This window comes from Verrucosispora sp. WMMA2044, assembly GCF_027497155.1.
Classification (GTDB): domain Bacteria; phylum Actinomycetota; class Actinomycetes; order Mycobacteriales; family Micromonosporaceae; genus Micromonospora; species Micromonospora palythoicola.
On the sequence record NZ_CP114913.1, the window covers coordinates 4847494 to 4874478 of the forward strand.

Below are 26985 nucleotides of genomic sequence, written 5' to 3' on the forward strand. Positions count from 1 at the left end.
GACGGATTCATCGACGCCTACGTCCAGGCGCTCGTCGACCGCGACGTCCGGCAGCTCTCCGGCATCCGGCACGAGGCCGCCGAATGCCTCGAATACGCCCTCTGATGCAACCCCTGCTGATCGGTGATCGGCTCGACGAGCTGCGGGCCGCGCTCACCACCACCCACACCGCCCAGTGGCGGCGACTGTACGAGCAGTGCGACTGGTACCGCGGACAGAGCCCGCCCACCGAGCATCCGACCGCCAGCATCACCTACTTCGGTCCGGCCGCGATGAACCTCGCCCTGGCCTACCGCCTCACCCGACAGCCCGGCTACCTGGCCGAGGCCCGACGATGGATCAGCACCGCCGTGGCATTCCCCCACTGGGGAAAGGCGAAGCTGCCCGACCACGACCTCGACGCCGGATGGCTGCTGCACGGGCTGTCCCTGGCGTACTCCTGGCTCCGCGACGACCTGCCCGGCGACGAAGCCGACGCGCTGCGCGCCAAGCTGCTGCTCCAGGGCGAGCGGATGTACGACTTCGCGGTGCAGACCGAGGGAACCTGGTGGTCGTCGAGCTACTGGCAGAACCACAACTGGATCTGCTACACCGGGCTGGCCGCCGCCGGCTACGTCCTCGATCAGCGGCGCCTGACGGGCGATCTGCTCCAGCAGTGGCCGTCGAGGTCCCACTCGTCGGTGCCGTCCTCGTCCTCGTCGTGGAGGTCGACGATGACGTGCTTGCCGGCGGTCCACGCGGATGCGCTGTCACTCTGGCAGTACTGGGCGACGGTTGCGGGGTCGAGCAGGTGTATCGGTAGTCGAAGCATGAGCTGGCGGGTGCCCCAGTTGGCCAGGTACGGGTGTGCGTCGAAGTACCGTTCCATCAGCTTGCGCGGGTCGCCCTTGAAGTTGCCCCACTCGTAGGTGTTGACGAGGCTGGTGGCGGTGATGTCGGCCCGGGTCGACAGCGACCGCAGCTCGGCCCGCTCCCGAGCAGTGAGGGGTCGGTCGACGGCGGTGAACTCGTAGTACTGGTACTCGCTCATCGTGGCCTACCTTCCGGCCCAGTGCCGGTAGGCGTCGATCCACGCGGCGCCGTCGGGCGCGGGGGTGGGTAGCGGCAGGTCGAGTAGGTCGATTCGCTGCCGGTGGTGGCCTCGGGCGCAGACCGCGACGATGGTGTCCGCGGTCAGGTCGATCTTGCGCACGGTGACCTCGACGCCGAGGACGGTGGTGGTGAACGGCACCGTCAGATGCTCCTCGATCATGGTGAACAGGCCGGTGAGCTGTTCGTCGTCTCCGTACGCTTCGATGGTGGCTTCCTCGATCATCGCCTCCAGTGCGGCGCTGCCCTTCGATGCCATCGGCGGAGGATAGCGGACCGCTGTCGGGGTGTTCGGAGCCTGATGCGCGAGGATGGTCGGCATGGGTTCGGTGGCCGAGTTCGTCGATCTTCGGCGGGAGGTGGAGCGGTTACGGGCGGAGAACGCCCGGCTGGCGCGCCTGCTGGAGCTGCGCGGCCAGGACACGACTGCGGCACCGGAGCAGTTGTCCGCGCCGGTTGCGCCGCCAGGGTTGGTCACCATGGCTTCGCCGACCCGGGACAAGCTGGCGTTGTTCGCCGACCGGTTCCGAGCCCGGGCCGACGTGTACGCCGTGCGGTGGGACAACGCCCGTACCGGCGCAGCCGGGTGGATGCCCGCGGTCGCCGGCGGTTGGCGTAAGGGTATCGACCGGCGGGGTGCCACCTACCTGCCCCGTACGACGGAGGTCGTCGCGGCACATCTGGTCGGCGACGTGTTCATGGGCCTGTACCCACTGATGCCCGGCAACACCTGCCACTTCGTCGTGGCCGACTTCGACGGGCCCACGGCGATGCTCGACGCCCTCGCCTACGTGAAGGCGGCACGGGCCAGCGCGGTGCCGGCCGCGTTGGAGATCTCCCAGTCAGGCCGCGGCGCCCACGTGTGGATCTTCTTCACCGGCGGTGACGCCGGTTACGCCGCCATCGCGCTGCTCGCGCCGGTCGGCTACCTGATCTCCGCAGTGTTGGCCCGGTTCCGCTTCGCCCGCGACGAGTTGGGCCCCGACGAGGCTCTGCCGCACCGGCCCGGTGTCGCCGGGGAGGCGGCGGCGGTGGTGGTGCGGGGCATGGTCGACGGGGTGCGGCACCTGGGACGGGCGCGCGGCGCCGCGTACGCGATCGGTGCGCAGGCGGGGTTCCGGCTGCTGTTCGGGCTCCTGGCGCTGGCGATGCTGCTGCTCTACCGCAACCGGTTCGCCGGCGACGACCTCGACGGCGTACCGGCGCAGCTGGGTCTGGTATTCGCCGCGGGCGCGGCCGGGGTGCTGCTAGCGGCGGCGGCGACCCCCGACGGCGGCCCGCCAGGTCGGCGGGTGGCGGTGGGTGGCCGGGTTGCTCGCGGCGGTCGCGGTGGCGTTGCCGGTGTTCGGGTCGCCGTTCGACCCGCTGCTGCTGATCGTCGTCGTGTTGGTGGTCAACGTCGCCGGGCACGGCATCAAGATCGTGGTGGACACGATGGTGCAGCACGAGTGCGCCGACACCTTTCGGGGGCGGCTGTTCGCCGTGAACGACACGGCGTTCAACCTCGCCTACGTGCTCGGCATGGTGGCCGCAGCCCGGTTCATCCCGGACGACGGGCGCTCACCGCTGCTGCTCGGTGTCGCCGCGGCCGGCTACGGCTGCCTCGCGGTCGGCTACGCGGTCGCCGCCGGCAGGTGGGCCCGCAAGGCCGGGGACGACATCGCCCTGCCGGTGGCGACGATGCCGGCAGTCGACCGGTAACCGCCAGCCGCGCCCCGGACGACAGGCCGGCTGACACAGACAACAGCCACGACGGGGATGCCGCCGTGGCCGTTGTCTGTCATCTCACCCTTGCCGCGCCCTGCGCGGTGCGGGTCAGCTCTTGAAGGCGTCCTTAATCTTCTCGCCGGCCTGCTTGACGTTGGCGCTGGCCTGGTCGCCGCGGCCCTCGGCTTCGAGGCGCTCGTCGTCGGTGGCCCGGCCGGCGCCTTCCTTGACCTTGCCGGCGGCCTCTTCGGAGGCGTTGCTGATCTTGTCGTCGATACCCATCGTGCCTCCCGCGTCTCGTGGTGGCGCTACATCAAAAGCAGTACCCCGAGGGAGGAAGTCCAACCACCTGTCGACGCTCAGTGGCCGAGTCCGTTCGCGGCGGCGCCGGTAGGCGTGGGCTGCCGGTCGATGTCGGGTTCGAGGTAGACGACCTTGGCGGTCGGCAGCGCCCGGCGCAGTCGGGCCTCGGCGTCGTCGATGGTCGCGGCGATGGTGGCGCCGTCGTCGGCGGCGGCGGCGGCGATCTTCGCCGCGACGAGGAGTTCCTCCGGGCCGAGGTGCATGGTGCGCAGGTGGATGACCCGGTCCACCCCGGGGGAGGACAGCAGGGCGGTGTGGATCGCGGTGACCTCTTCCGGCAGTGCCGCCTCGCCGATGAGCAGGCTCTTGATTTCGGTGGCGAGGATGACGGCGATGGTGACCAGCAGGATGCCGATGCAGCCGGTGGCGATGCCGTCGAAGATGCCGTTGCCGGTGAGCACGCTCAGGCCCACGCCGAGCAGCGCGAGGACCAGGCCGAGCAGCGCGCCGGCGTCCTCCAACAGGATGACCGGAAGTTCGGGGGCGCGGGCGCGGCGGACGAAGGAGACCCAGCCGCCTCCGCCTCGGGTCCGGTTGGCCTCCTTCACCGCCGTGCGCAGCGCGTAGCCTTCCAGGCCCATCGCGATGAGCAGGACGACCACGGCGACCAGGGGTGAGGTCAGCTCCTGCGGGTGGGTGATCTTGTGGTAGCTCTCGTACAGGGCGTAGAGGCCGCCGAGGGTGAACAGGATGATCGCGACGAGAAACGCGTAGATGTAGCGTTCCCGTGCGTACCCGAAGGGGTGCAGGGTCGAGGGGGCGCGGCGGGCGCGTTTGCCGCCGACGAGCAGCAGCGCCTGGTTCGTGGAGTCCGCGACCGAGTGCACGCCCTCGGCGAGCATCGACGCCGATCCGGTGATGCCCGCGGCGACGAACTTGCTCACCGCGATACCCAGGTTCGCGGCCAGCGCCGTCACGACGGCCTTGGTGCTGCCCTCCGCTGCCATCAGTTATTTCCCCTCGTGGACGTCTCGGTGTGGGTGGCCAGTGTGCCAGCGGCGTGGCGGTCCGCAGCTGCCACAGGTACCGGACAGCACGCCGCCGGCCCGCCCCGAAGGGCTGGGCCGGCGGGACGGGCGGTGCGAGGGTCAGTGGACGCGGCGGCGGCCGTAGGCGCCGGCGGCGATCGCGACACCGATCGCGGCGAAGATCACCTGGATCAGCAGCTCGATCCAGTCGATGCCCTTGGTGTCGGACACACCCATCGCCCCGGCGACGAACGTGCCGAGGATCGCGGCGACCACACCGATGACGAGGGTGAGCCAGATCGGGATGTTCTGCTTGCCGGGTACGACCAACCGGCCCAGCGCGCCGATGACCAGACCGATGATGATGGCCGTGAGGATGCCGGTAACTTCCACGAGAGCCGTCCCTCCAGAGGGGTTGTCGTCGGCCCGATCATTGCCCCGCCCGCCGAACGGCGAAACCAGCCCGACGCCCTGGCGCCCAGGCACTGCCTGACCGTGCCGGCGCCGGCCAGTCCAAGGGCTCGGAGGTCAGTCCTCCTCGTCACCCCCCTCGTCGTCGCCGAAGTCGAAGACCTCGTCGGCGATCATGCCGCCGGCGAAGCCGAGCGCGGCGCCACCGACCACGCCGGCGGCGACGGCACCCATGCCGGGGCCACCGTGCCGCTCGTGGTGGTGCTCGTCCTTGTGGTGCCCTCCGGGGTGGCCGTACCCGGCGTGCCCGTAGCCGGGGGCGCCGTAGGCGGGCTGCCCGTAGCCGGGCGGCGGAGGCGGTGGCGGGTAGCCGGGCGTGCCGTAGCCCTGGGCGGGCGGGGCGTATCCGTGGCCGGCGTGGGTGCTCTGGTAGCTGTCGAGGGCCTGGCGGACCCAGCCGTCGACCTGCGCGGCCCAGTCGATGCGGTCGGCGTCGGCGTGTGCGGCGTGGTAGCGGCCGTAGGAGTCGTGTCCGCCGGTGAACAGGCCGCCGCGCTTGTCGAACTCGAGGACGACGTCGACGCGGTGCTCGTTGGCGACGAAGGTCAGCTCGACCTCGTTGACGGCGTGGGCGTACTGGGGGGCGGCGTAGTACTCGATCTCCTGGTAGAACGGCAGGTTCTGGTGCAACCCGGCGATGTGCCCGCGTTCCAGGTCGGCGCCCTTGAACTGGAAGCCGAGCCGGCCGAAGGCCTCCAGGATGCGTTCCTGCACCGGCAGCGGGTGCACGTACACCGGGTCGAGGTCGCCCTTGTCGACCGCGCCGCGGATGGCCACCTCGGTGCGCAGGCCCATGGTCATGCCGTGCAGGTGCTGCCCGTACAGGTCGGTCACCGGGGTCTCCCACGGCACCGCCACCTGCAACGGCAGCGACAACTGCTGGCCCTCACGCAGGTGCAGGCCGCCGGCGACCTGCACGCGGTGGAACTCGACGAGGGCGTCGTACCCCTCCTCCGCGCCGTCGACCTCGACCCGGGTGACCAGGCCGACGGTGATGTGGTCGATCTCCACGTCGTGGCTGCCGCCGGTCAGGTTCACCTGACCGGCCAGCATCAACCCCGGGCGGGTGCTCGGATTGGACAGGACGGTATCGACGCTGGGGCCGCCCACCCCGAACGCGCCCAGCATCTTCTTGAACACCACGAACCTCTCCCTCGACGACAGCCAACGCACGACATCCAGTTCCGGTGGAAGTTCCACACGCAACCCTTGTGCCGCAATGAGATCAACGGCGTCCATAATGGAAGCCGTTGCGTCGGGAACCTATCAAGGACACCTGAGAAGTAGCTGGATGTATCCGTACAGTTACTCTCAGGTAGTGCCGCGCGGGTGTCGAGCAATTACCTCGGCCAGCGATAGAGGCCGCCACCGCACGTCACGCGCCCGTCGGTCATCGGCCCGTCAGGAACTCGGCTCGTCCTCGCCGTCCTGGTGTCCGTTGGCGCGGGTCGGCGGCGTGCGAAGGCGAACTCGGGTGATGGCCCGCCCGGTCACCTCGGCGACCTCGGCGGTCAGGCCCGGCAGTTCGATTCTTTCGCCGGCCGTCTTCGGGATGTGGCCGAGGTGGGCCAGGACCAGGCCCGCCACTGTTGTGTAGTCACCTGCCTCAAGGGTGTCCTCGTCAAGGTCGATGCCGACATCGGTCAGGTCGTGCAACGGGAAACCACAGGCCATCAGCAGCGCCCCGTCGGCCTCCCGCACAACGGCCTGCACATCCCGGTCGGTCTCGTCGTAGATCTCCCCGACGATCTCCTCGACCAGGTCCTTCATCGTGACGATGCCGTCGATGGAGCCCCGCTCGTCCACGACGAGGGCGAACTGCTGCCGCTGTGCGCGCAGCTCTCGGATCGCCTCGGTCACCTTCAACGTCTCCGGCAGATAGACCGCGGGGCTGGCGTGCTCGGCCACCGGGCCGGCCTGGTCGAGCAGGTCACGCAGGTGCACCACGCCGACGGTGTCGTCCAGGCCGCCGCGGCCCACGACCGGGGCCCGGGTCTGCCCCGACGCCGACAAGGCGTCCAGCGGGCGGGCTACCAGCAGCGCCCAGCCCTCGGCGCGCTGCATCGCAATCCGCTTCGGCGCCAACTCGCCCAGCACCAGGGTCACGAAGGTCAACACGATGGTGACCAGCACGATCGACACCGGCTCCGCCGCCGACCCAGGACTACCCGGGTAGCCGCCCACGCCGCCGAACGCCGCTCCCCAGAGGAAGTCCTGACCGGCGTTGCCGTAGCTGTACGGCTGGCCCCGTCCAGGCCGCCACTCCGGAGCCATACAGCGCGCTTCCGGAGCCACCGACGATCGCAGGAGGCGACCTGCCGCACGCCCGACTGGGAGCCGGCGGCCAGTCCGCCGTACAAGCCGGTGCCGGCACCCCCGGCCATGCCCATCGTGGCACCCGTCAGCGCACCGGCCGCCGCGCCGACGACCACCTTCTTGATGCAGGTGTTGCGGTCGTCGCCGCTGAGCCAGCAGTCCACGCCACCCCCGGCCCACCGACGATGCCACCGATGATCGCCGTACAGACGCTCGCGCACTGCCCCGTCGGATCGCTCAGTACCGTCGGCCGGTTGTACCCGTAGTGGTAGGTCTGGGTGAACGAGGTCCCCAGCGCCTGCGGCACCGGGTCCGGGGTGGTGAACCGACCGTTGCCCGCGTCGTAGGCGCGAGCCCGCACGTCGTAGAGTCCGTTCTTCTGGGTCGAGATGCTGCCCGTGGAACCGCAGCGGGTTGTTGACGTACGTGCCGCTGCTGGTCACGACCTCACCGAACGGGTCGCTGGTGGCGCTACCGGTCAAGGCGGTGGCGTTGGCCAGGTCCGTCACCGAGCCCTGGTAGTCGTCCAGCAGCCAGGCCGGAGTGGCCGCGACGGTGTCGGCGATGGCGCTGCCCAGTTGCCCCTGTGGCTCTTCCCACCACTTGTGGGTCAGCGTGCCCGCACCGTTCTTCTCCTCCACCCGGGTGGGCAGGCCGAGGGTGTCGACCGTCCAGGTGGCGTCGGTGGAGGCGTTGACGGTCCGGCCGATCCGGTTGCCGTCCCCGTCGTAGTCGTAACCGACGACGGGCCCGGTCGGCGGTTGGACCCGTCGCAGGTTGGCGTCGAGCCCGTACCCATAGGTCGTGGTGCCGCCTGGCCCTGCCTCGGTCGCCAGCGCGCCGTTGGCGTTGTACGTCAGGGTCGTGGTCGCCCCATTGACGGTCCGGCCGGTCGGCCGGTCATCGTCGTCGTAGCCGTAGGTGGTGGTGCTGGTACTACCGGACTGCGTCGTGACCTTGCTCTTGCGGTTGCCGTTGTGGTCGTACCCGTAGCTGGTCTGCTGATCGGTCGCGGCGCAGGTCGTTCCCGCAGCCGGCCGGCACACCCGGGTGACCTGGCCGATGTCGTCGTAGGAGTAGATCGCCCGAGATGTGCTCCCGCCCCGGGTGGTGGTCACCGTGTCCGGCGCGCCGGCCAGGTTTCGGGTGACGTCCTGACTGACCAGCGTCGTGCTGCCGGACGAGTGCGCCACCCGGGTCAGCGGCGCCGCTGGTGAGCTTCGTGCCACTCATCCGGTGCTTGTCACGCCAGGTGTAGCTCTGCACCAACGCGTCCGGCAGGGTGCGGTCGGGCATGCAGCTACGGCTGATCGGCTGCACCTGCACGCCCGACGAGGATGGGATGAGCCCAGTGAGGGCTTTCAGAGGGTGAGTACGACGGTGGAGATGCTGCGTGCGCCGACGTTGACGGAGACTCGGTTGCCGTTCACGCTGGCCGGTTGGCTGGCCGCGCTCGCGTTTTGTGAGGTGGCGGTGTACTCGGCCTTAGTGACGTTCTGCGGGGCCTGGATGACGGCGTTGTTCACCGCGCTGTTCGACCGGTTGAGGATCACCAGTGTGACCTTGCCGTCGCCGGAGTAGGCGGTGACCTCCAGCGGCGACGCCTTGCCGCTCTTGGTCAGGGCGACCCTCTGGTAGCCGGGGCGGACGTACTTCGAGTATTGCGAAAAGGCGTAACCGCGCTTGAGCGGAGCACCCGCGGTGGTGCCGTAGGCGGACTCGCCGTCGCCGATAAAAGAGTAGAAACGCTTGCCATACCACCAGATGTAGGCATTCCAGTTGGCCTCCATCAACCGGTGCACGGTACGCATGATGTCGTCGAGCGTTTCGTCCCAGACCGCCTTGTTGCTGGGGTTGCCCCAGATGTTGGAGCCGCTGCCATCGGCCTCGTGGTGGTTCCATTCGGTCATCCACACTGGCTTGTTGTGCTGCTCAGCCAGCGGGTAGGACCGCATGCGACCTTGGCTCTCCAGGCCGTAAAGGTGGCCGCCGATGTAGCCGATGTTGTTCCGGGCGGCGGTGTCGTTGAGGGTCGGGTCGGTGTAGGTGTAGTTCATGTTCACCGCTTCGGCGACCATCAGCTTGGTGTTCTGCACCCTTGCGCCGTGGTCGCGGACGAAGTTGCGCAGCTCAGTGCCGTTCCAGTCCATCGAGTCGTAGTCCGGGTGCCAGTCCGGCTCGTTCTGCACCGAGGTGACGTCGATCGTCACGCCTTGGTTGCGCATGTACTGAACGTAGCTGTTCAGATGGCTCGCGTAGTCGTCGTAGTAGTCGGTACGCAGCTTGCCGCCGTTGGTCCGGCTGTTGTTCGTTTTCCACGCCGCAGGCGCGGTCCACGGCGACGCGAGGAACTTCACGTTCGACCCGTACGACTCCGCCGTCTTCAGGACGTTCACGTGGGTGGACCACTCGCTGGAAACCGGTGAGATGCCGGTCCGCAGGATGGAGAGGCCGAACTGGTTGGGGCCCATTCCGACCAAGGTCTGGGTCTCAGCCGTCGACCACGTGCTGTTACCCCAGATCCACGTCGCGGCACCGAACCCGTCCACGGTCTGGTACTTCGTGGCGGTGTTCACTGTGATGTCCGCCGGCCCGCTCGGCGGCGGAGTAGACGGTGACGACGTCGGCGTCGGCGTGGACGTCGGAGGGCTGGTGGGGGTGATGCCGCCGGTGCAGGTGACCCCGTTGAGCGCAAAGCTGGTCGGGAGGGGGTTGCTGCTGGTCCAGGTGCCGTTGAAACCGAACGAGGTGGTGCCGCCAGTCGGGATCGAGCCGTTGTAGCTGACGTTCTTCGCGGTGACGGCCGCGCCGTTCTGAGTCACGGTGGCGTTCCATGCCTGGGTGATGCTCTGGCTGGCGCCGTAGGACCAGGTCAGTGTCCAGCTCGACAGTGGGTCGCCGAGGTTGGTGATGGCGACGTTGGCGCCGAAGCCACCCGACCACTGACTGGTGACGGTGTAGTCGACACGGCATCCGGCCGCGGCGCTGACCCCGGTCGCACCCGTGACAACCGCGGTGGACGCGACAACGAGGGCAGTGGCAGCGATAGCTCCGTAGCGTAGGCGTGACGGTGGGACGGTACGGCGGTGGGCGAGCCTCATCAGGCTTCCTCTCTGCTGCCGCTGCGTTTTGGTGGGCGGCAGCATCGGATAGCCGGAGGCGACTCGCAGGATCCGGTCCGACAAACGGTCAGACGCCCACTGCCGACCCCCAGCTATAGGTGATCAGGAATGTCTGGCTCTGGTTCGTCGCCGTTGCCCTCGGCGCCGATGATCAACTCTGCCGGCTCCCGCAGGCCGTATAGACAGCCATCATATCAGCCTGCCGAGAGAAGACTCGATACTGAATAGCCAGTACGGCAGCCGTCGTTCGGGATTGGCGGGGCAGAAGCGCGGCCCCTTGGTTCCGGCGCTGCGGTGCTGCGACGAGGCCGGCAGGGTCAGCCGCGACTTGGTCAGCGCGCAGGTGGGTGCCACCACCATCGATCGATACCAGGTGGCTGCGGGACACGGCCAGGACATGGTCGAGCTGATGCTCACGCAAGTGCACGCGGAAGGCACTGCTGTTGCCGCAGACCTCGTCCGCAGCCGCTCGCCAACGTCCAGTGGGCCCTGATCGAGCCACTGCTGCCGAAGCCGCACCACAGACGGGCAGCGGGAGAAGTATGAGCACCGTCCGCTGCCCCGTCAGCGCCCTGTTCCAGTAGCGAGTGGTAGACCTCTGCGGTCGTCCGCGGACGGTGCTCGGCCAGGTTCAGCCGAGCACCGTCCGCTACCGTGACGAGGAGGTGCGTCGCGGACGGTCCGATCGAACGTCAGGGGTTGATTCGGCCGGCGCCGGCACCGCCCGTCACGATCGACTTCACGCTGCTGGCGGCATCCAGGGTGTACGAGTACGGGATGCTGTTGACGCTACCCCCGGCCTGCCCACTGCCTGACCCGACGAAGTGGTTGTTCCGGGCGACCAGGCTACCCGCCCCGGAAGACCCTTCACCACGGTGGAACGGGTCGCTGACGCCGTCGAAGTAGTTGCCCTCGACGAGCACACCGGCGTTCATGGTGGAAGCCACTCCGTAGCCGCTGTTCTTGTAGTAGTAGTTGTTGTACACGTGCACAGGGTTGCCGAAGCGGACCCGCGGGTGACGCTGCGTGGTGGCGTCGAACCAGTTGTGGTGGTAGGTGACCCGCAGGTGACCGACGTCCTGGCTGGCGTTGCCGTCACTGTGTCCGAGCAGCATCGACTTGTTGTGGTTCATTACCCGGTTCCAGGACACCGTGATGAAGTCCGAGCCCCGCTTGATGTCCACGGCACCGTCGTAGCCGTGGTCGAAGGTGTTGTGGTCGATCCAGATGTTCTTGGCCGACTCCTGCACGTTGATCGCGTCATCGCCCCAGTTCCGGAACGTCAGGTTCCGGATGATGACGTTGTTCTCGTTACTGATGTTGAAACCGCAACCGGTGATGGTCGCCCCGGAGTTGCCGAGGATGGTCTTGTTGGACTTGACCGACAGCATTCCGGAGCAGGAGATGTTGCCGGAAACCCGGATCACCGACGCGCTACTGGATCCCAGGGCGCTGCTCAGCGCCGAGGAACTGGTGACAGTGGTGGTGCTGGCGTTGCCGCCGCCGGTGGTGCCGCCATTCTGGGTGGCCCAGCCGACGAGGCCGGTCTGCGGCGGGCCGCCGGTGGGCGGCGGGGTGGTGGGCGGCACCGTGGTGGGCGGCGCCGTGGTGGGGGCCGTGCCGCCGGTGCAGGCGACCCCGTTCAGCGTGAAGCTGTTCGGTGCCGGGTTGCTGGAGTTGTTCCAGGTGCCGTTGAAGCCGAACGACGCGGTGCCGCCGGTGCCGATGTTCCCGTTGTAGCTGAGATTGGTGGCGGTGACCTGGCTGCCGTTCTGGGTCACGGTCGCGTTCCAGGCCGAGCTCACCTGCTGCCCGGCGCTGTAGGACCAGCGCAGGTTCCAGGACGAGACAGGGTCGCCGAGGTTGGTGATGGTGATGTTGCTGGTGAATCCGCCCGACCACTGTCCGTCGACCGAATAGTTGACCTGGCAGCCGGCTGCGGCGTTGGCGGTGCCGGCGGTGAGCACCCCGCCGACGAACAGCGCCGCGCCAGCAGTGACGGTGGCGGTGGCGGTGGCGGTGGCGAGCAGCGTGGCGCGCCGTGTTGCGAGCATGGTGGATCCCTTCGAGAAGGCGGGACGGGGCTCGGGCTGCCGTCCACCGTCGACGGCGCCCTGCCCTGTGGCGCCGGTGGGTCGACTGGTACGGCATGCGTAGCCCTCGCCAGAGTGGTGAGCTGGCGATGTGGCTCCGGCAAGCGCTTCCCCATAGAACCATGCCTATAGAAGTGCGTAAATCACCAGACGTCGATGAATATTTATTCGCTACGGGTGCAGCTCGCGCGCGGCGCCGCAGGAACAGCGACCGGACCGGCCAGTCCGGACTCGATGCCACGAGCGGCCCGGGCCGGGACGGATTCCCTGCCCGACCATGCGTCAACGGATCGTGAAGATCAATCTCCGGTACGAGGTGAGATTGGGGGTCCCGTTGTCCGCCACTTCCAGGATGATGTGTACCTGCTTGCCCGGCTCGTTGGGCACCACGAAATTGGCGGCATTCTGTGAGGTGGCGTTGTTGATGGACACCTTGGCGGCGACGGAGTCGGCGTCGCCGTACTGCCACCAGCGGTAGGTGAGGACGTTTCCGTCGGGATCGGTGGACGGAGAGGCGTCAAGCGAGATCACCTGGCCGGGTGACACGTCTCGGCGCGATGCGCCGACCACCTCTGCCTTCGGCTGGTGGTTGGCGCCGTTGTACGACGAGGACACGGCCCAGTCCATGCGTGCCGCGAAGTCGTTCTGCACGGCCGGGATCCACCTCCAGTACATCTTGTTGCGGTCCCCGTCGTCGGAGATGGTCGTGTCCGTGAGGTGGCGGGGTTTGTTGCCTGGGTCATCGTACGCCGAGCGGCCGCCCCAACCGCCGAGCGTGTAGTCCTCGTGGGCATTCAGGCCGTTGGCGATCTCGTGAAGGAACGAGGGGGTGTCACCTTCGCTGACGAAGCTCTGGGGATACATGGACCCGAGGGGGCCGTGGCCGCTCTTGACGTTCGTGTTCAGCCACGAGCTCGTCATGTAGGCCTTGACGTAGTCCGGACTGGGACCCGAGAGGCTCTGGTAGTCCCAGACGTTGTCCCAGCGGTAGGCCTCGTTGATGTACGCCTCGCGGACGTTGTCCTCGATCCACTGACCGCCGCCGTCCTGATACCAGATGCAGTAGATGCGCACCTTGGCGACCGCTCGGTTGAAGTCCGCCGACGAGTACGAGGTGCGCAGCCGCCACAGCGCCGAGGCGAGCGTGTTCGCTCCTCCCCAGGCCATGACATGAACCGGGCGGGGATCACTGTCCAGCAGGACGTTGATGATCAGTTGCTCACCGGGAGTGTTCTTCGTGGCCATGCTGGGTGGTGCGACGTTGAGGTCGTTGCTGTTCTCATTGCCCACCCGGAGCACACTCTGCAGCTGGCTCGCATCCGGATAGTTGGGGTTGTGCCGCCGTAGGTTCGGCAGGATCTCCGCGTACTTGGTGAGCTGTGCCTCGACCCACTTGTCGCGGCTGTGGCCACTCTTCTGGTACTTGGAGTTCGTCTGCACGATGCCCGCGATGTCGAAGTCCGACGCGTACATCAAGAATCTGATCATGGTGCTGCGGTCGTCGACCTCGCCGTCGGTCATGGCGATGACCCGCGCTTTCGTGGAGTCGCCGGTCGGCGGCGGGGTGGTCGGAGGTGCGGTGGTCGGAGGTGCGGTGGTCGGAGGTGCGGTGGTGGGGGTGGTGGATCCGGTACAGGCGGTGCCGTTGAGGGTGAACGCGGTGGGGGCCGGATTGCTGCCAGTCCAACTGCCGTTGAAGCCGGGCGTCACCGTCGCGTTGGTACCAAGATTCCCGTTGTACTCCGCGTTGATGACGGTCACGTTGCTGCCGGACTGGTTGACGACGCCGTTCCAGAGTTGGGTGACGGTCTGCCCCGCGCTGAAGGAGAACTTCAAGGTCCACTCGGACAGGGGGGCGCCCAGGTTGGTGACATCGATCGTGGCGCCGAACCCGCCGGGCCACTGACTGGTGACTGAGTAGGTGACGCGGCACCCGGCGGCGGCGTCGGCCCTGCCGGCGACTGCCAGGGCGCCGGTGGCGGTGACGGCGACTGCGATGGCTGCGACAGTTCCACGGCGGAGCCGTGATGGAGCAGTTCCGGTGTGTGTAGGCATGAGCTGGCTTCCTCACTGCCATCCCTGCAGTACAGGTGATGACGAATCTCGTAGCGGGAAGCGTTGGTGCCGATCGACGGCCAGCGGCAGGGCGGTGTGCGCTACCGCGTACCTTCGCTTCGCTTCGGGCGATCAAGGCTGGCTGATTGCGGACCGTTGCCCTCGGCCGCGGACTACTTGGGCTGCCGGCTCCACCGGAGCGCATCGATGCTCATCGTAGTCGAGAGTGAGGTCGGTAGCCAGAAATTCCGTACCGAATAGATACTCAGCACTGCTGATTGGTTGGGGCGCTCGGGCCCCGGCAGGAAGAGCTGACGCGGCGGGACCTGCGACAGGGATCCCCTTCCACCGGGGCGGGCGCGCGTCGGCGGCATGGCCGACCTTGCGCCTCAGACGGTCGGCTGGCTTGGGCAGGCGGGCGGGGTCGGTGCGCTGCGGCCGGCGCCGAGGGCTTGAAGGCGGTTGAGGCCCGCTGAAAGGGATGCCTCTCAAGCTTTGGACATTGACACAGGAGTTTCGATCGCTCTACGCTTTCATCATGTCGGATCACGTTCGAATAGATATGCAAGCGCCGGTCTTCGGCGCGGGCATCTGGCACTTCGGCCGGTATGTGGACAGGTACGCGACCGACGGGTACGGCCCGCCAGTCAACACGCTGGAGGCGATCGATCTGGCTGGCAAGGTCGAGGACCTGTCGGTGGTGGACCTGACGTTCCCGTTCGATCCGGCCGGGTTGAGTGTCGCGGAGGTGGCCGGCGCGCTGCAGCGCAACGGGCTGCGCGCGGTAGCCGTGACTCCGGAGATCTACACCCGCCGGTTCAGCCGCGGCGCGTTCACCAACCCGGACGCGGACGTGCGGCGAGCCGCGATCGAGCTGGTCTCGCGGAGCGCCGAGGCGGCCCGGGAACTCGGCTGCGACTACGTCAAGCTCTGGCCCGGGCAGGACGGCTGGGACTACCCGTTCCAGGCCGACCACCGGCAGCTGTGGAAGTTCTCCGTGGACGCGGTCCGCGAGCTGGCCGACACCTTCCCCGACCTGCGCTTCGCGATCGAGTACAAGCCGCGGGAGCCGCGTAACGCGATGGTGTTCTCCTCCGTGGCTCGCACGCTGCTGGCGATCGAGGAGATCGGGCTGCCGAACGTCGGCATCCTGTTGGACTTCGGGCACTCGCTCTATGGCGGGGAGTCGCCGGCCGATGCCGCGCGGTTGGCGATCTCGCGTGGTCGCCTGTTCGCGATCGACGTCAACGACAACTACCGCGGGTGGGACGACGACATGGTCGTCGGGTCGATGCACCCGATCGAGACGTTCGAGTTCTTCTACGCCCTGGTCGAGGCCGGCTGGCAGGGGGTGTGGCAGTTGGACCAGTTCCCGTTCCGGGAGGACAGCGTGCAGGCTGCCACCGACGGCATCCGGGTGATGAAGCGCATCCACCGCGCGGTGTGCGCCGTCGACCGGCAGGCGCTGCAGACGGCCCAGCGGTCTCAGGACGCCCTCGCCGCGCAGCGGATCATCCAGAACGCCCTGTACGGCCCGTACCAGGGTTGAGGAAAGTGGCATACCTTCGATGAGGTGGCACCGTGAAACTGCCGGCTGATCCCGAACGCTCCCAGCGGTACGGGGAACTGTCCGCCCGCCTGCGCGCGTCCGACGCCGATGTCGCCGCCGTCGAGTTGCGGCGCATCTCGCGAGAGGTGCGGCGCAGCATCGTCCGGATGATCGACCGCGCCCGGATGGGTCACATCGGCGGTGACCTGTCGGTGACCGACATCCTGGTGACCTGCTTCTGGGGAGCGCTGTCACTGGATCCGCAGCGGCCGACGTGGCGGGAGCGGGACCGGTTCATTCTCAGCAAGGGGCACTGCGCCGCGGCGTTGTACTCCACCTTGGCGCACTGCGGCTTCTTCCGCCAAGAGGAACTTGAGACGTTCATGGCGCCGATGTCCGCGCTGAACGGGCACCCGAACAAGCTCAAGGTGCCTGGGGTGGAAACCAACACCGGCGCACTGGGACACGGTCTCCCGGTCGCCACCGGCTGCGCCATCGCCGCGCGGCTGACTGGAGCGACCTGGCGCACGGTCGTCGTCCTCGGTGATGGAGAGATGCAAGAGGGCAGTAACTGGGAGGCGGCGATGACCGCCTCCCACCACGGACTGTCATCGCTGACCGCGGTGATCGATCGCAACCGCCTGCAGCAGGGCGCCCGCACCGAGGACACCAAGCGTCTGGAGCCCTTCGCCGACAAGTGGCGCAGCTTCGGCTGGGAGGTGCGCGACGTCGACGGGCACGACCACGCCGCGCTGCTGCGTGCCTTGGGGCCGTCGTCGGCCGGGCAGCCGGTCGCGGTCATCGCCAACACGATCAAGGGGAAGGGTGTGTCCTTCATGGAGGACCGCGTCGAGTGGCATCACAAGGTGCCCACCCACGACCAGGTCGACCAGGCGCTGGCGGAGCTCGTCGGATGACGGTCGTGGAGCAGGTCACCTTCGACTGCCGGCAGGCGTTCGCCGACGAGTTGCGCCTCATGGCCCGAGCGGACGAGCGCATCGTCGCCGTCTGCAACGACTCGGTCGGATCGAGCAACCTCGTGGGCTTCCGCGAGGAGTTCCCGCAGCGGCTGGTGAACGTCGGCATCGCCGAGCAGGACCTGGTCGGTGTGGCGGCCGGGCTGGCCAATGCGGGCAAGATCCCGTTCGTCTGCGCGGCGGCACCCTTTCTGACCGGTCGGGCGCTCGAACAGATCAAGGCGGACGTGGCCTACAGCGACGTGCACGTCGTGCTCTGCGGGCAGAGCCCGGGCATGGCCTACGGCGAGCTGGGGCCGACCCACCACTCCATCGAGGACCTGTCGTGGATGCGCGCGGTGGCGAACCTCGACGTGATCGTGCCGGCCGACCCGGATCAGACCCGGGCCGCCGTACGCTGGGCCGCTGCCTCAGGTCGACCCTCCTACTTGCGGATTCCCCGCTTCAAGGTGCCCGCTGTCACGCCACCGGACGCCCCCTTCGCCCCCGGCACGGCGGTTCGGCTGATCGACGGTGACGATGTCACGGTCATCGCGATCGGGTCACTGACCAGCCGCGCGCTGGACGCCGCCGACCGACTGCGCGCGGAGGGCATCGCCGTCCGTGTGTTGAACATGCCCTTCGTGGATCCGATCGACGTCCGTGCGGTGCTGGCCGCCGCTCGGGAGACGCGAGGGATCGTGACCGCCGAGGAGGCGACCACGACCGGAGGTCTGGGGGCAGCAGTCGCGGCGATCGCGGCCACCGCCCACCCCACCCCGATGCGGATCCTCGGCGTGCCCAGAGTCTTCGCCCCCACCGGCGACACCGCGTTCCTGCTCGAGCACTTCGGGCTGACCGCGGACGGCATCGCCGCGGCGGTGCGTGACCTGCTCGGCACCTCCGACACGGGTGGTGGTCATGGCTGACGGGTCGCTCGTCCTCGCGGTGGACCAAGGGACGAGCTCCACCAAGGCACTCCTGGTCGACGCCGGCGGGCAGGTCGTCGCACGTGCTGTCGCGCCCTTGTCCGAACGGCAGCCGCAGCCGGGTTGGGTCGAGCAGGACGCCGTCGAGCTGTGGCAGAGCGTACGCGCGGCCGTGGCGTCGTGCGTCGACCCGGCGCTCGCGCACCGGATCGAGGCGGTCGGGTTGAGCACCCAGCGGGAGTCGCTGGTGCTGTGGGACCGCCGCACCGGCGAACCGCTCGGGCCGTTGGTGAGCTGGCAGGACCAGCGGACGAACGGCGCGTGCCACGAACTCGCAGCGGCTGGCAGCGGCCCGCTCGTGCGCGCGATCAGCGGGATGCCCCTGGACCCGATGTTCTCGGCCCTCAAGGCCGGCTGGCTCCTGGACACCTACGACCCGCAACGGCGGCGTGCCAAGGCCGGCGAACTGTGCCTTGGCACCGTCGACTCCTGGCTGCTGAGCCGGTTCGGTGGAGAGCACGTGACCGAGGTCGGCAACGCCTCGCGCACGCAGTTGCTCAACAGTGACACCCGGCGGTGGGACGAACGCCTCCTTGACCTCTTCGCCGTACCCGCCGCCGTGCTGCCCCGCGTGGTCGCCTCCTGCGGCGACTTCCCGGCCGTCCGGGGTCTGGCGCCCGTGCCCGACGGCACTCCGGTGCGGGCGGTCCTCGGGGACTCCCATGCGGCGATGTTCGCGCACGCCGGCTGGCGACCCGGGGTGGTGAAGGCCACCTACGGCACCGGCTCGTCGGTCATGGCCATCGGCGACGGCGGTGACAGCCCGCGGCTGTGCCGCACCGTCGCCTGGGACGTCACCGGCCCTGTTCTCGCCGTCGAGGGCAATATCCGGGCGACCGGCCGTACGCTCAGCTGGCTGGCCGATCTGTTCGGCGTCGACGTACAGGTGCTGCTCGACGAGGCGGCGCATGCCGCGGGCCCCGTGCAGATCGTACCGGCGTTCGGCGGCCTGGGCGCCCCCTGGTGGGATCCCGACGCGGTCGCCGTACTCAGCGGTATGACGCTGGCCACCCGCCGCGGCGACCTGGCCGCCGCAGCCCTGCACGCCATCGCCCACCAGATCGAGGACGTCGTGGCGGTGCTCGAGGCCACCGTCGGCGAGGTGCGGCTGCTGCTGTGTGACGGAGGCCTGACCCGCAGCGCCCGGCTGATGCAGACCCAGGCCGACGTCAGCGGGCGGCGGGTCGGGCGCTCCGCCGAGCAGGACCTGTCCTGCCTGGGCGCCGCGGACGCGGCCGGACTGGCCGCCGGCCTGTGGAGCCTGCCTGACCTTGAGCGGCGGCTACGACCCACCGACGAGTACCACCCGTCGACCGACCACGTGGCCCGGGCCGCCGAGCGGACCCGATGGCACGACGCGGTCGACCGGGCCCGACCTGCTGCCGTACCGGGAAGGAGGAGATCGTGACCCTCGCACCGCGTCCGCGATGGCTCGGCCCGGCGGCCGTCGCCGCACTCGTCGTGGCGATCCTGGTCAGCACCGAGTATCGGCCGGCGGACGCGCCCTCGACGGCGGAGGCACAGAGGTTCGACCCAGCCCGCTACGGCGCCGAGACATACCAGAGCAAGGTAGTGCCGGCCATCCGGCAGGGCGCCACCCCGCTGCCGGAACTGTTCGCGGCCCTGACCGCGGACAAAGAGGCGGCCGGCCGGAAGTACGGCCACCGGCAGAGCACCGGCCCGTGGACCTTCGCGGTCACCGGCGAGGGCATCGCCGGCAAGACCACCGGCAGTCTCATGCTCGTCTCGGACACCGGACTGCCCGCGAAGACCCGGGTGTCGCTTCAGGTAGGGCCGGCGATCAACGGGACGGCCCTGCGGGACGCCGCCGGCTTCATCACCTTCGGCGATTTCCTCAACCAGGTGGAGTACGCGGACGCGGCGACCGCACTGAACAACCAGATGCGCGCGACTGTGCTGTCCGACCTGAGTCCCGCGGAGCTGGCAGGAAAGAAGATCACGTTCACCGGCGCGTTCAGCTTCGTCACGCCGTCGGTCATCACCATCACCCCGATCGAGATCGGGACGGCGCCGTGAACCCTGTCCTGCGTGCCTGTGGTGTGACGAAGGTGTACGGCGGCACCCATGCGCTCAAGGGCGTCGACTTCGCGATCGCCGCCGGCCGGGTGACGGCGCTGTTCGGCGAGAACGGTGCCGGCAAGTCCACCCTGATGAAGATCCTGGCCGGGATCGAGCAGCCCACCACCGGCCACATCGAACTCGACGGCACGACCGTCCGTCCCCGGTCCGCCCGAGAGGCGGCTGACCAGGGCATCTCGATCATCCACCAGGAGCTGAGTCTCTGCCCCAACCTGAGCGTGCAGGACAACCTCTTCCTGGCCCGCGAGATCCGTACCCGGGGCATCGTCGACCGGGCGGCACAACGCGAGGCCACCCTTGCGGTCCTGCGCCGGCTCGAGGAGGATCTGGACCCCGACCGGCTCGTGGGCGACTTGCGCCTCGGCCAGCAACAGATCGTCGAGATCGCCCGGGCACTGCTGCAGAACGCGCGGGTGCTCATCATGGACGAGCCCACCTCGGCCCTCACCGCGCCCGAGGTAGCCGTCCTGTTCCGGATCATCCGGGAACTGACCACCAGCGGGGTCGCCGTCGTCTACATCTCACACCATCTCGACGAGGCGCTGGAGATCGCCGACGACGTGGCCGTACTCCGGGACGGCAACCTGGTGGCCGCCGGTGCGGCGAGCGAGGTGACGCTCGGCTGGATCGTCCGGCACATGGTGGGCCGCGACCCCGACGCGCTGTTTCCCTACCGCGAGACCATCGTCGGCGCCCCGGTACTCTCCGCGGACCGGGTCGTGGTCGCCGACCCGCATAACCCTCACCGCCTCGCCGTCAACCAGGTGTCGCTGACCCTTCACGAGGGCGAGATCGTCGGCGTCTACGGACTCATGGGATCCGGGCGTACCGAACTGCTGGAGACGCTCGCCGGACGGATCACGCCCGCCGCAGGAACGATCACCCTCGACGGCTCACCGTTGGGCGACGCCGGCATCCGCCGACGAATCGCCGAGGGGATCGCCCTGGTTCCCGAGGACCGTCAACGCGACGGCCTGGTCCAGTCCATGTCGGTCGGGCAGAACCTGAGCCTCGCCGGGCTGTCACGGTTCGTCCGCAACCTGCTCGTCACGCGCAGCGCCGAACGCGAGGCGGTCGAGCGGACCATCACCGAGGTCACCATCAAGACCAGCGGCGCCACCGCCGCCATCGGCTCGCTCAGCGGCGGCAACCAACAGAAGGTCGTCATCGGCAAGGCGCTGCTGACCCGGCCCCGCGTCCTGCTTCTCGACGAGCCGTCCCGCGGCGTGGACGTGGGTGCCAAGGCGGACATCTTCGAACTCATGGCCGCTCAAGCGCGCCGTGGACTCTCCGTGCTCTTCGCGACATCTGAAGCCGAGGAGGCCCTGCACATCCCCGACCGGTTGCTCGTGCTCGCCCGTGGCGTGGTGGTAGGCGAGTACCGGCGCGGGCAGATAACCCGGGAGGAACTGATGAGCCTGTCCGACGGCCGTGTCGCCGCCCCCGCCGCGCAGAGGGAGCCGGCGCTGTGACCACACAGACCACCCTGCCGGCGAAGGCAGGACACGACACCGCCACCGACTCGGCCACGAAGGCCCACCGGATGTCGTTGCTCAACGGCCTGTTCGAGCTCCGTGCCTTCATCGCGTTGGCCGTGCTGGTCGTCGTGTTCAGCCTGCTGTCCGACTCGTTCCTGACCGTCACCAACCTGATCACGATGACCAAGCACGTCGCGATCAACGCGATCATTGCGCTTGGCATGCTGCTGGTCATCCTCAAGGGCGGCATCGACCTGTCGGTCGGATCCGTCGTCGGACTGTCCGGTGTCGTCGCCGGCGAACTGCTGCAGGGCCTGCGGCTCGGATTCCTCGACACCATCGCATACCCGCCGGTCTGGGCGGTCATCGTGCTCTGCGTCGCGGTGGGGATGCTCGTCGGCCTGGTCAACGGTGTCCTGATCACCCGCTTCCGCGTCGCGCCGTTCATCGCCACACTCGGCATGCTCTACGTGGCCCGCGGGCTGGCGCTGCTCATCTCCAACGGCACCACCTATCCCAGACTGGCCGGCAGCCCGGAGCTCGGCAACACCGGTTTCGGCTTCCTCGGCAGCGGGCGACCGCTCGGGCTGCCCACCTCGATCTGGCTGATGGCGATCCTCGCCGCCGCGGTCGCTCTGGTACTGATCAAAAGCCCGTTCGGCCGCTGGCTCTATGCCACCGGGGGCAACGATCGGGCGGCCGAGCTGTCCGGCGTACCGGTCCGCCGGGTCAAGACCATCGTCTACGTCGTCGCCGGCGGATGCGCGGCGGTGGCAGGCCTCATCATCGCCTCGGAACTGACTTCCGCGGCACCACAGGCGGGCGAGACCTACGAACTCAACGCCATCGCCGCGGTGGTGATCGGTGGTGCGGCCCTCAGCGGTGGCCGCGGCACGGTGCGCGGCACACTCGTCGGCGCCTTCGTCATCGGGTTTCTCGCCGACGGACTTGTGCTCCTCGGCGTGTCGACGTTCTGGCAGATCCTGATCAAGGGGGCGGTGATCGTCCTCGCCGTCATGCTCGACCAGGGGCAGCAGAGATTCCAGCGGCGTCAGGGCGCCCTCGCCTCCGCCGCCGCAGCCACCAAGACACCGTCGGTCTGACTCCGGCTCCACCCTCACATCCCCCATAACCCACCACACCACACCATCCCCCATGGAGTCCCACATGTACTCTTCAATCCCCCGGAGGCAGGCCCTCGCCGTCGTGCCCCTTGTCAGCGCCGCCCTTCTCCTCGGCGCGTGCGGCTCCGCCGGCGACGGGTCGACCAAGAACGAAGGCGGCAAGGAGGCCGGTGGCCTCATCGCGATCATCACGCCGTCAGCGGACAACCCGTTCTTCAAGGCCGAGGCCGACGCCGCCAAGGCCAAAGCGGAGTCACTCGGCTACCAGACCTCCGTCGCGTCCCACGACGACGACCCGAACAAGCAGAGCGAGCTGATCGACACGGCGATCTCCCGCAAGGCCAAGGCGATCATCCTCGACAATGCCGGCGCCGACGCGTCCATCGGTCCGGTCCGCAAGGCCAAGGACGCGGGCATCCCCGTGTTCCTCATCGACCGGGAGATCAACGCCACCGGCATCGCCACCGCGCAGATCGTCTCCAACAACGCCCAGGGCGCCCAGTTGGCCGCCGAATCCTTCGTCCAGGCCATGTCGGGCAAAGGCAGCTACGTCGAGCTCGTCGGCAAGGAGTCCGACACCAACGCGGGCGTGCGCTCAAAGGGCTTCACCGACGTCATCTCCCAGTATCCCGACATGAAGCTCGTCGCGAAGGAAAGCGCCAACTGGGACCAGCAGGAAGCCTTCACCAAGATGGAGACCATCCTGCAGAAGAACCGCAACATCCAGGGCGTCATCGCCGGCAACGACACCATGGCACTCGGCGCCGTCGCCGCGCTCAAGGCCGCCGGACTGAACGGGAAGGTCGTGGTGGTGGGCTTCGACGGCAGCCCGGACGCCATCGCCGCCATCAAGGCCGGAGAGATGCACGCCACCGCCCTGCAACCGGCCGTGCTCGGCGCCGAAACGGCGGTCGAGCAGGCCGACAAGTTCATCAAGACCGGGTCGACCGGTGCCCCGGAGAAACAGTCCATCGACTGCGAACTGGTCACCAAAGACAACGCCGACCAGTTCGGCGTCTTCGGCAGGAAGTAGGTTCCGTCCCTCAGGTCCCGTGTCATGCCTTCCTCGGCCGGGCACGGGACCCGACGGGTGACGCCGGTGGTGGAAGCAGACGGCCCCTGCTGTGCCGCGGTCCGGGCGGAGGCTAACTTGATCTTTAACCTCTTTGGCGTGGGCGAGGACTCGCGGTCTTCGTCTTCTCGGTGCCCGGTTTGTTGGTCTTCTTGGTGGTCGCGATGTGGACGTCGTGACGCGAGGTGGGCTGGGTGTTGCGGCGGCCGGGCGGCCGTCCAGGTCCTGGTCGGGAAGGTTTCGGTGCGCCGGCGGGGCAGGTGGCCTTGGCGCGGAGGTGTCGAAACCCTCGCCGGACGCGGGCGGGTGGCAGGCGCTGCGGTGGTGCTGGTTTCTCCCAGGGGCGGCGTAGGTCGGCGGCCGCGGTGCGGGCGAGACGGAGCTGGGTGTAGGCGGCGAGGATCAGCCAGGTCCAGCGGTCGGCTGCCTGCGGGGTGCGGATCTTCGGGCAGGTCCAGCCGAGGGTCTGTTTGAACAGGCGGAATGTGTGCTCGATGTCGAAGCGGCGCAGGAAGGTCTGCCAGAGCCGGTCGACGTCGGCGGCGGTGGCGTCGACGCCGGACCACCACAGCCACACCGGCTTCGGGGTCGCGCCGCTGGGCAGGTGGTCGACTTCCAAGCGGATGACGGTTCCCTCGATGATCGGCAGTGCCTTCGCCGCGTCGATCCAGGCGTTGCGGTGGGTCAGCCGGGGGTGCAGCCGGTTCCAGGCCCGGGCCCACGCCGTGCCGTAGAGGCGGGTGTCGGTGACGGTGGCCGCGTCGGGTTCGCCCCAGGTGGCGGGATCACCGAAGACGAACTCGCCGCCGTGACGGGGCGGCCGGCCGATTGTTCCCGGCTGCCGGGGTGGCGTGGCTCGGCGGAGTACCCGGTTCGAGCGCATCCGCGCGAGGACCTGCACGGGCAGATTGGCCAGGAGGAACGCCAGGCGGGGCGCGTCGTAGCCGGCATCGGCCACGACCAGGATGTCCTGGTCGCCGGGCTGCCACTGCCCGGCGGAGACCAGCCGGCCCCACGATGTCGCGCACCTGCCCGGCGGTGACCGCCGCGGCATCAGCACCGGGCGCCAGCCGCACCGCGTCTAACGGCGCCGTCCATGAACCGCGGCCCGATTCCAGGGCCACGACCATCGAATACGGCCAGCCCGGAACCATGATCGTCTGGTCCTTACCGCGGCCGTAGGTGTGACACAGGATCCGCTGCGGTGAGGTGTGCGCGTCCGGACGCAGCCAGCAGGTGATGTCCACCGCCAGAACGAGACGCCCGTCGGCCGCCCGCGGCAGCGGCACCCCGGCGAGGGCGGTACGCAGCCGGTCGATGTCCAGCCGCCCGCAGGCGAGGGCGTCATACAACGCCCCGTGACCACGACGATGCTCACCCACCAGCGACAACTCCACCAACGACCGGACCGGCCCATCGGCGCACAACACGGCGTCCGTCAGGTCGAACAACGCGTCCGCAAGCGCGGTCAAGCAGTCGTAGAACACTCGCCGGGACCTGTCCAGGTCCCCGACGGCATCAGCCGCACAACGGCCATGCACACTGGTCACCAGAACAGCCCTTGGTTATTGATGTTCTTCCCTAGACAAGAAGATCATCGACCAAGGGCTGTTTCCGTGACCAGCCAGGGTCCCCAAAGGACCCGCGGAGGTTAAAGATCAAGTTAGGGGGCCGGTTCCACGGCGAGACACCGGGCCACGTCGAGGTCGGTCACCAGGACGTCAAGCCAGCCGCCACGGAGCGCCGCGCGGATGGCGGTGTACTTACGGGTACCGCCGGCGATCCCGACGACACGAGGTATCGATCGCAGTGTGTCGGTGTCGATGCCGAGTACCCGCTCGTCAAGCGCGGACTTGACCACCTCGCCGTGTTCATCGAAGAAGCGCAGGCAGATGTCGCCGACGGCTCCCAGTTTGCGCAGGGCGTCCTGATCGGTGTCGGCGATGGCGTTGCCGCTCTCCATCAGCAGCGGCGACGGTTCCAGGCTGCCCAGGCCGGCAAGCAGCATGGTGAGGCTGCCATAAGTGGCCATGACGTCACTGATGTGCGGGTCGGTGACGAGGACCTCGCGGGCTGCTGATGACGTGGCCAGCCCGGGGGCGGGCAGGAAGATCGCCTTGGCGCCGGTCAGGATCGCCAGTCGGTCGGCGAGGCGGGTGGCGTAGATCTGCGACGTGCTGCTACCGACCCCGCCGATGACCTGGACGACCTGGTCGGCGACTGGGTTGGGGCGGGGGCGCATGGCGTCGACGGTGGCGAGCAGGGTCGAACTCCAGGAGGAGATGCCGATCCGGTCGCCGCCGGTGAGTGTGGTCTCCAGGTAGACTGCGGCCGCCGCGCCGATGGCCTTCAAGGCGGACTGCTCGCCCGGCGAGGAGTGGCCGGTGTCGGCCACCACCACGTCTCGCAGACCGAATCGGCGCTCGATCTCTTCCTCCAGCTCGGCATGCACGCCGGCCGGGGTGATCACGGTGGTGCGGACGATGCCCAGCGCGGTGGCCTGCTTCAACAGGCGAGAGACGCGGGGCTGGGAGATGTGCAGTTGCTCGGCGATCTGCGGTTGCCGCATCCCGTGCTCGTGGTACATCCGAGCCACCTTGGTCAACAGCCGCAACTGGCTGGTGGACACGCCGCCGATCGCCGGCTCCCGCAGATCACCGCGTTCGCTGGGCACAGGACTCCTTCCGACGTGCGGGTGAGGCGAGAGCCTCGCCACCAGAGGATACCTGAATGAGTATTCAACACTGGTTGCGCACAGCTACTTCCGGGACGGATTCACGACGGTCGAAGGTGAGCGCGGATCGGTGTCGACGGCCGCCATCTGATTGGTGCGTGAGTCGACGACCAATGCCCAGGCCGGCCCGGTGGGCACAGAGCCGGCAGTGCGGAACGGTCGACTGGCGGACTTCGCTGCCAGGTTCAACCTAACCCAGGTGGCGTTGCCGGGCGGCGCCACGGCAACCAAGATCTGGTACCGGACATACGAGCCGTTCGATGAACCGGGTGAGTGGGCGGGACCCGATGGCGGTGACCTGCGAGAGGAACCGGGGCTGTCTGCCCGCGGACCGGATGTCCGGTCGCCCGGCGCCGGTGCTGGAGGGCACCGGCGCCGGGCGGTGGGTCAGGCGACTGTGCAGGTGGTGCCGTTGAGAGTGAAGGAGGACGGCCGGCCGGTGTTGCCGGTGTGGTTGGCCTGGAAGCCGATGTCGACCGAGGAGTTCGGCGCGATCGTGCCGTTGTAGGAGACGTTGCGGGCGGTGACCGCCCCGCTCGACGGGGAGTAGGTGGCGTTCCAGCCACTGGTGATGGTCTGCCCGCCGGGCAGGGTGAACGCAAGCGTCCAGCCGTTGACCGTCGTGGTGCTGGTATTGGTGATGCTGATGGCGGTGGTGAGACCGGTGTTCCACGCGTTGACCGTGTACGTGACCCGGCAACCTGCCGAGGGCGGCGCAGTGGTCGGCGGCGCAGTGGTCGGCGGCGCAGTGGTCGGCGGCGCAGTGGTCGGCGGCGCAGTGGTCGGCGGCGCAGTGCCG

21 protein-coding genes and 4 pseudogenes are annotated in these 26985 nt (G+C 68.6%); 10 read left to right on the top strand and 15 right to left on the bottom strand.

What is annotated here, in order from left to right:
- Positions 1-104 precede the first annotated feature (104 nt).
- Positions 105-908, top strand: coding sequence for a hypothetical protein (locus O3597_RS22035; protein WP_281602262.1), 804 nt, complete (start codon positions 105-107; stop codon positions 906-908).
- Between the two features lie 128 nt (positions 909-1036).
- On the opposite strand, the gene O3597_RS22040 is transcribed toward O3597_RS22035, so the two are convergent.
- On the bottom strand, positions 1037-1348 hold the full coding sequence (locus O3597_RS22040) for a hypothetical protein (RefSeq protein WP_281602263.1): 312 nt from the start codon (positions 1346-1348) through the stop codon (positions 1037-1039).
- A 61-nt stretch (positions 1349-1409) separates the two neighbouring features.
- On the opposite strand from O3597_RS22040, the gene O3597_RS22045 reads away from it, so the two are divergent.
- Positions 1410-2915: a hypothetical protein gene (locus tag O3597_RS22045; protein ID WP_281602264.1), complete on the top strand. Its 1506-nt coding sequence runs from the start codon at positions 1410-1412 to the stop codon at positions 2913-2915.
- Here O3597_RS22045 and O3597_RS22050 read toward each other — a convergent pair.
- From O3597_RS22050 to O3597_RS22100, 11 genes and pseudogenes are all read right to left on the bottom strand, one after another.
- Complete coding sequence (locus O3597_RS22050) at positions 2905-3078, bottom strand: CsbD family protein (protein WP_269739988.1); 174 nt, start codon at positions 3076-3078, stop codon at positions 2905-2907. The two genes, O3597_RS22045 and O3597_RS22050, sit on opposite strands and share 11 nt — an antisense overlap.
- Before the next feature lie 77 nt (positions 3079-3155).
- A complete protein-coding gene (locus tag O3597_RS22055) occupies positions 3156-4106 on the bottom strand; it encodes a cation diffusion facilitator family transporter (protein WP_281602265.1) in 951 nt (316 codons plus the stop codon).
- A gap of 141 nt (positions 4107-4247) precedes the next feature.
- Positions 4248-4520 (bottom strand): GlsB/YeaQ/YmgE family stress response membrane protein, encoded by a 273-nt coding sequence (locus O3597_RS22060; RefSeq protein ID WP_164446287.1) that lies wholly within the window; start codon positions 4518-4520, stop codon positions 4248-4250.
- Between the two features lie 135 nt (positions 4521-4655).
- Positions 4656-5741, bottom strand: coding sequence for a sporulation protein (locus O3597_RS22065; protein WP_281602266.1), 1086 nt, complete (start codon positions 5739-5741; stop codon positions 4656-4658).
- Between the two features lie 258 nt (positions 5742-5999).
- Positions 6000-6758 (bottom strand): annotated as a pseudogene (locus tag O3597_RS22070) (transporter associated domain-containing protein); the annotation flags it as partial.
- Positions 6710-8143: a hypothetical protein gene (locus O3597_RS22075; protein WP_348650304.1), complete on the bottom strand. Its 1434-nt coding sequence runs from the start codon at positions 8141-8143 to the stop codon at positions 6710-6712. The pseudogene O3597_RS22070 and the gene O3597_RS22075, both read right to left, overlap by 49 nt.
- A 132-nt stretch (positions 8144-8275) precedes the next feature.
- Positions 8276-10015 (bottom strand): cellulose binding domain-containing protein, encoded by a 1740-nt coding sequence (locus tag O3597_RS22080; RefSeq protein ID WP_164446755.1) that lies wholly within the window; start codon positions 10013-10015, stop codon positions 8276-8278.
- A 210-nt stretch (positions 10016-10225) separates the two neighbouring features.
- On the bottom strand, positions 10226-10453 hold the full coding sequence (locus tag O3597_RS22085; protein WP_164446291.1) for a hypothetical protein: 228 nt from the start codon (positions 10451-10453) through the stop codon (positions 10226-10228).
- A gap of 275 nt (positions 10454-10728) precedes the next feature.
- Entirely contained in the window at positions 10729-12090 is a 1362-nt protein-coding gene (locus tag O3597_RS22090; protein WP_281602267.1) for a cellulose binding domain-containing protein, read from the bottom strand.
- A 321-nt stretch (positions 12091-12411) separates the two neighbouring features.
- Positions 12412-13602, bottom strand: a complete 1191-nt coding sequence (locus tag O3597_RS22095) for a nucleoside hydrolase-like domain-containing protein (RefSeq protein ID WP_281604612.1) — start codon at positions 13600-13602, stop codon at positions 12412-12414.
- Positions 13603-13821: 219 nt separating this feature from the next.
- Positions 13822-14184, bottom strand: a pseudogene (locus tag O3597_RS22100) (cellulose binding domain-containing protein); the annotation flags it as partial.
- Between the two features lie 538 nt (positions 14185-14722).
- Here O3597_RS22100 and O3597_RS22105 point away from each other — a divergent pair.
- From O3597_RS22105 to O3597_RS22140, 8 genes are read left to right on the top strand one after another with little or no spacing between them, the layout of a single operon-like run.
- The gene (locus tag O3597_RS22105) at positions 14723-15733 is read left to right on the top strand and encodes a sugar phosphate isomerase/epimerase family protein (protein WP_281602268.1); all 1011 of its coding nucleotides are present in this window, start codon (positions 14723-14725) and stop codon (positions 15731-15733) included.
- Positions 15734-15765: 32 nt separating this feature from the next.
- The gene (locus O3597_RS22110; protein WP_269739995.1) at positions 15766-16650 is read left to right on the top strand and encodes a transketolase; all 885 of its coding nucleotides are present in this window, start codon (positions 15766-15768) and stop codon (positions 16648-16650) included.
- The gene (locus O3597_RS22115; protein WP_164446294.1) at positions 16647-17618 is read left to right on the top strand and encodes a transketolase C-terminal domain-containing protein; all 972 of its coding nucleotides are present in this window, start codon (positions 16647-16649) and stop codon (positions 17616-17618) included. The genes O3597_RS22110 and O3597_RS22115 overlap by 4 nt, the downstream gene beginning before the upstream one ends.
- Positions 17611-19086, top strand: coding sequence for an FGGY family carbohydrate kinase (locus tag O3597_RS22120; protein WP_281602269.1), 1476 nt, complete (start codon positions 17611-17613; stop codon positions 19084-19086). Before O3597_RS22115 ends, O3597_RS22120 begins: the two co-directional genes overlap by 8 nt.
- Positions 19083-19715 (top strand): DUF2291 domain-containing protein, encoded by a 633-nt coding sequence (locus tag O3597_RS22125; protein ID WP_164446297.1) that lies wholly within the window; start codon positions 19083-19085, stop codon positions 19713-19715. The genes O3597_RS22120 and O3597_RS22125 overlap by 4 nt, the downstream gene beginning before the upstream one ends.
- On the top strand, positions 19712-21250 hold the full coding sequence (locus O3597_RS22130; protein WP_164446298.1) for a sugar ABC transporter ATP-binding protein: 1539 nt from the start codon (positions 19712-19714) through the stop codon (positions 21248-21250). Before O3597_RS22125 ends, O3597_RS22130 begins: the two co-directional genes overlap by 4 nt.
- A complete protein-coding gene (locus O3597_RS22135; protein WP_269739997.1) occupies positions 21247-22359 on the top strand; it encodes an ABC transporter permease in 1113 nt (370 codons plus the stop codon). The genes O3597_RS22130 and O3597_RS22135 overlap by 4 nt, the downstream gene beginning before the upstream one ends.
- A 52-nt stretch (positions 22360-22411) precedes the next feature.
- Positions 22412-23413 carry a D-ribose ABC transporter substrate-binding protein gene (locus O3597_RS22140; protein ID WP_235944527.1) on the top strand — a complete coding sequence of 334 codons (1002 nt, stop codon included), beginning with the start codon at positions 22412-22414 and terminating at the stop codon, positions 23411-23413.
- Positions 23414-23537: 124 nt separating this feature from the next.
- Here the strand turns inward: O3597_RS22140 and O3597_RS22145 are convergent.
- From O3597_RS22145 to O3597_RS22155, 3 genes and pseudogenes are all read right to left on the bottom strand, one after another.
- Positions 23538-25002, bottom strand: a pseudogene (locus O3597_RS22145) (NF041680 family putative transposase).
- Between the two features lie 113 nt (positions 25003-25115).
- Positions 25116-26126 (bottom strand): sugar-binding transcriptional regulator, encoded by a 1011-nt coding sequence (locus O3597_RS22150; protein WP_269740000.1) that lies wholly within the window; start codon positions 26124-26126, stop codon positions 25116-25118.
- Positions 26127-26573: 447 nt separating this feature from the next.
- Positions 26574-26981 (bottom strand): annotated as a pseudogene (locus O3597_RS22155) (cellulose binding domain-containing protein); the annotation flags it as partial.
- Between the last annotated feature and the right edge of the window lie 4 nt (positions 26982-26985).

Bases quoted from the DNA above. Each gene is read 5' to 3' on its own strand.
- O3597_RS22095 (WP_281604612.1), bottom strand. From the start codon at position 13,602: ATGTACGCGTCGGACTTCGACATCGCGGGCATCGTGCAGACGAACTCC.
- O3597_RS22045 (WP_281602264.1), top strand. From the start codon at position 1,410: ATGGGTTCGGTGGCCGAGTTCGTCGATCTTCGGCGGGAGGTGGAGCGG.
- O3597_RS22040 (WP_281602263.1), bottom strand. From the start codon at position 1,348: ATGGCATCGAAGGGCAGCGCCGCACTGGAGGCGATGATCGAGGAAGCC.
- O3597_RS22105 (WP_281602268.1), top strand. From the start codon at position 14,723: ATGTCGGATCACGTTCGAATAGATATGCAAGCGCCGGTCTTCGGCGCG.
- O3597_RS22140 (WP_235944527.1), top strand. From the start codon at position 22,412: ATGGAGTCCCACATGTACTCTTCAATCCCCCGGAGGCAGGCCCTCGCC.
- O3597_RS22050 (WP_269739988.1), bottom strand. From the start codon at position 3,078: ATGGGTATCGACGACAAGATCAGCAACGCCTCCGAAGAGGCCGCCGGC.
- O3597_RS22120 (WP_281602269.1), top strand. From the start codon at position 17,611: ATGGCTGACGGGTCGCTCGTCCTCGCGGTGGACCAAGGGACGAGCTCC.
- O3597_RS22035 (WP_281602262.1), top strand. From the start codon at position 105: ATGCAACCCCTGCTGATCGGTGATCGGCTCGACGAGCTGCGGGCCGCG.
- O3597_RS22090 (WP_281602267.1), bottom strand. From the start codon at position 12,090: ATGCTCGCAACACGGCGCGCCACGCTGCTCGCCACCGCCACCGCCACC.
- O3597_RS22055 (WP_281602265.1), bottom strand. From the start codon at position 4,106: ATGGCAGCGGAGGGCAGCACCAAGGCCGTCGTGACGGCGCTGGCCGCG.
- O3597_RS22115 (WP_164446294.1), top strand. From the start codon at position 16,647: ATGACGGTCGTGGAGCAGGTCACCTTCGACTGCCGGCAGGCGTTCGCC.
- O3597_RS22080 (WP_164446755.1), bottom strand. From the start codon at position 10,015: ATGAGGCTCGCCCACCGCCGTACCGTCCCACCGTCACGCCTACGCTAC.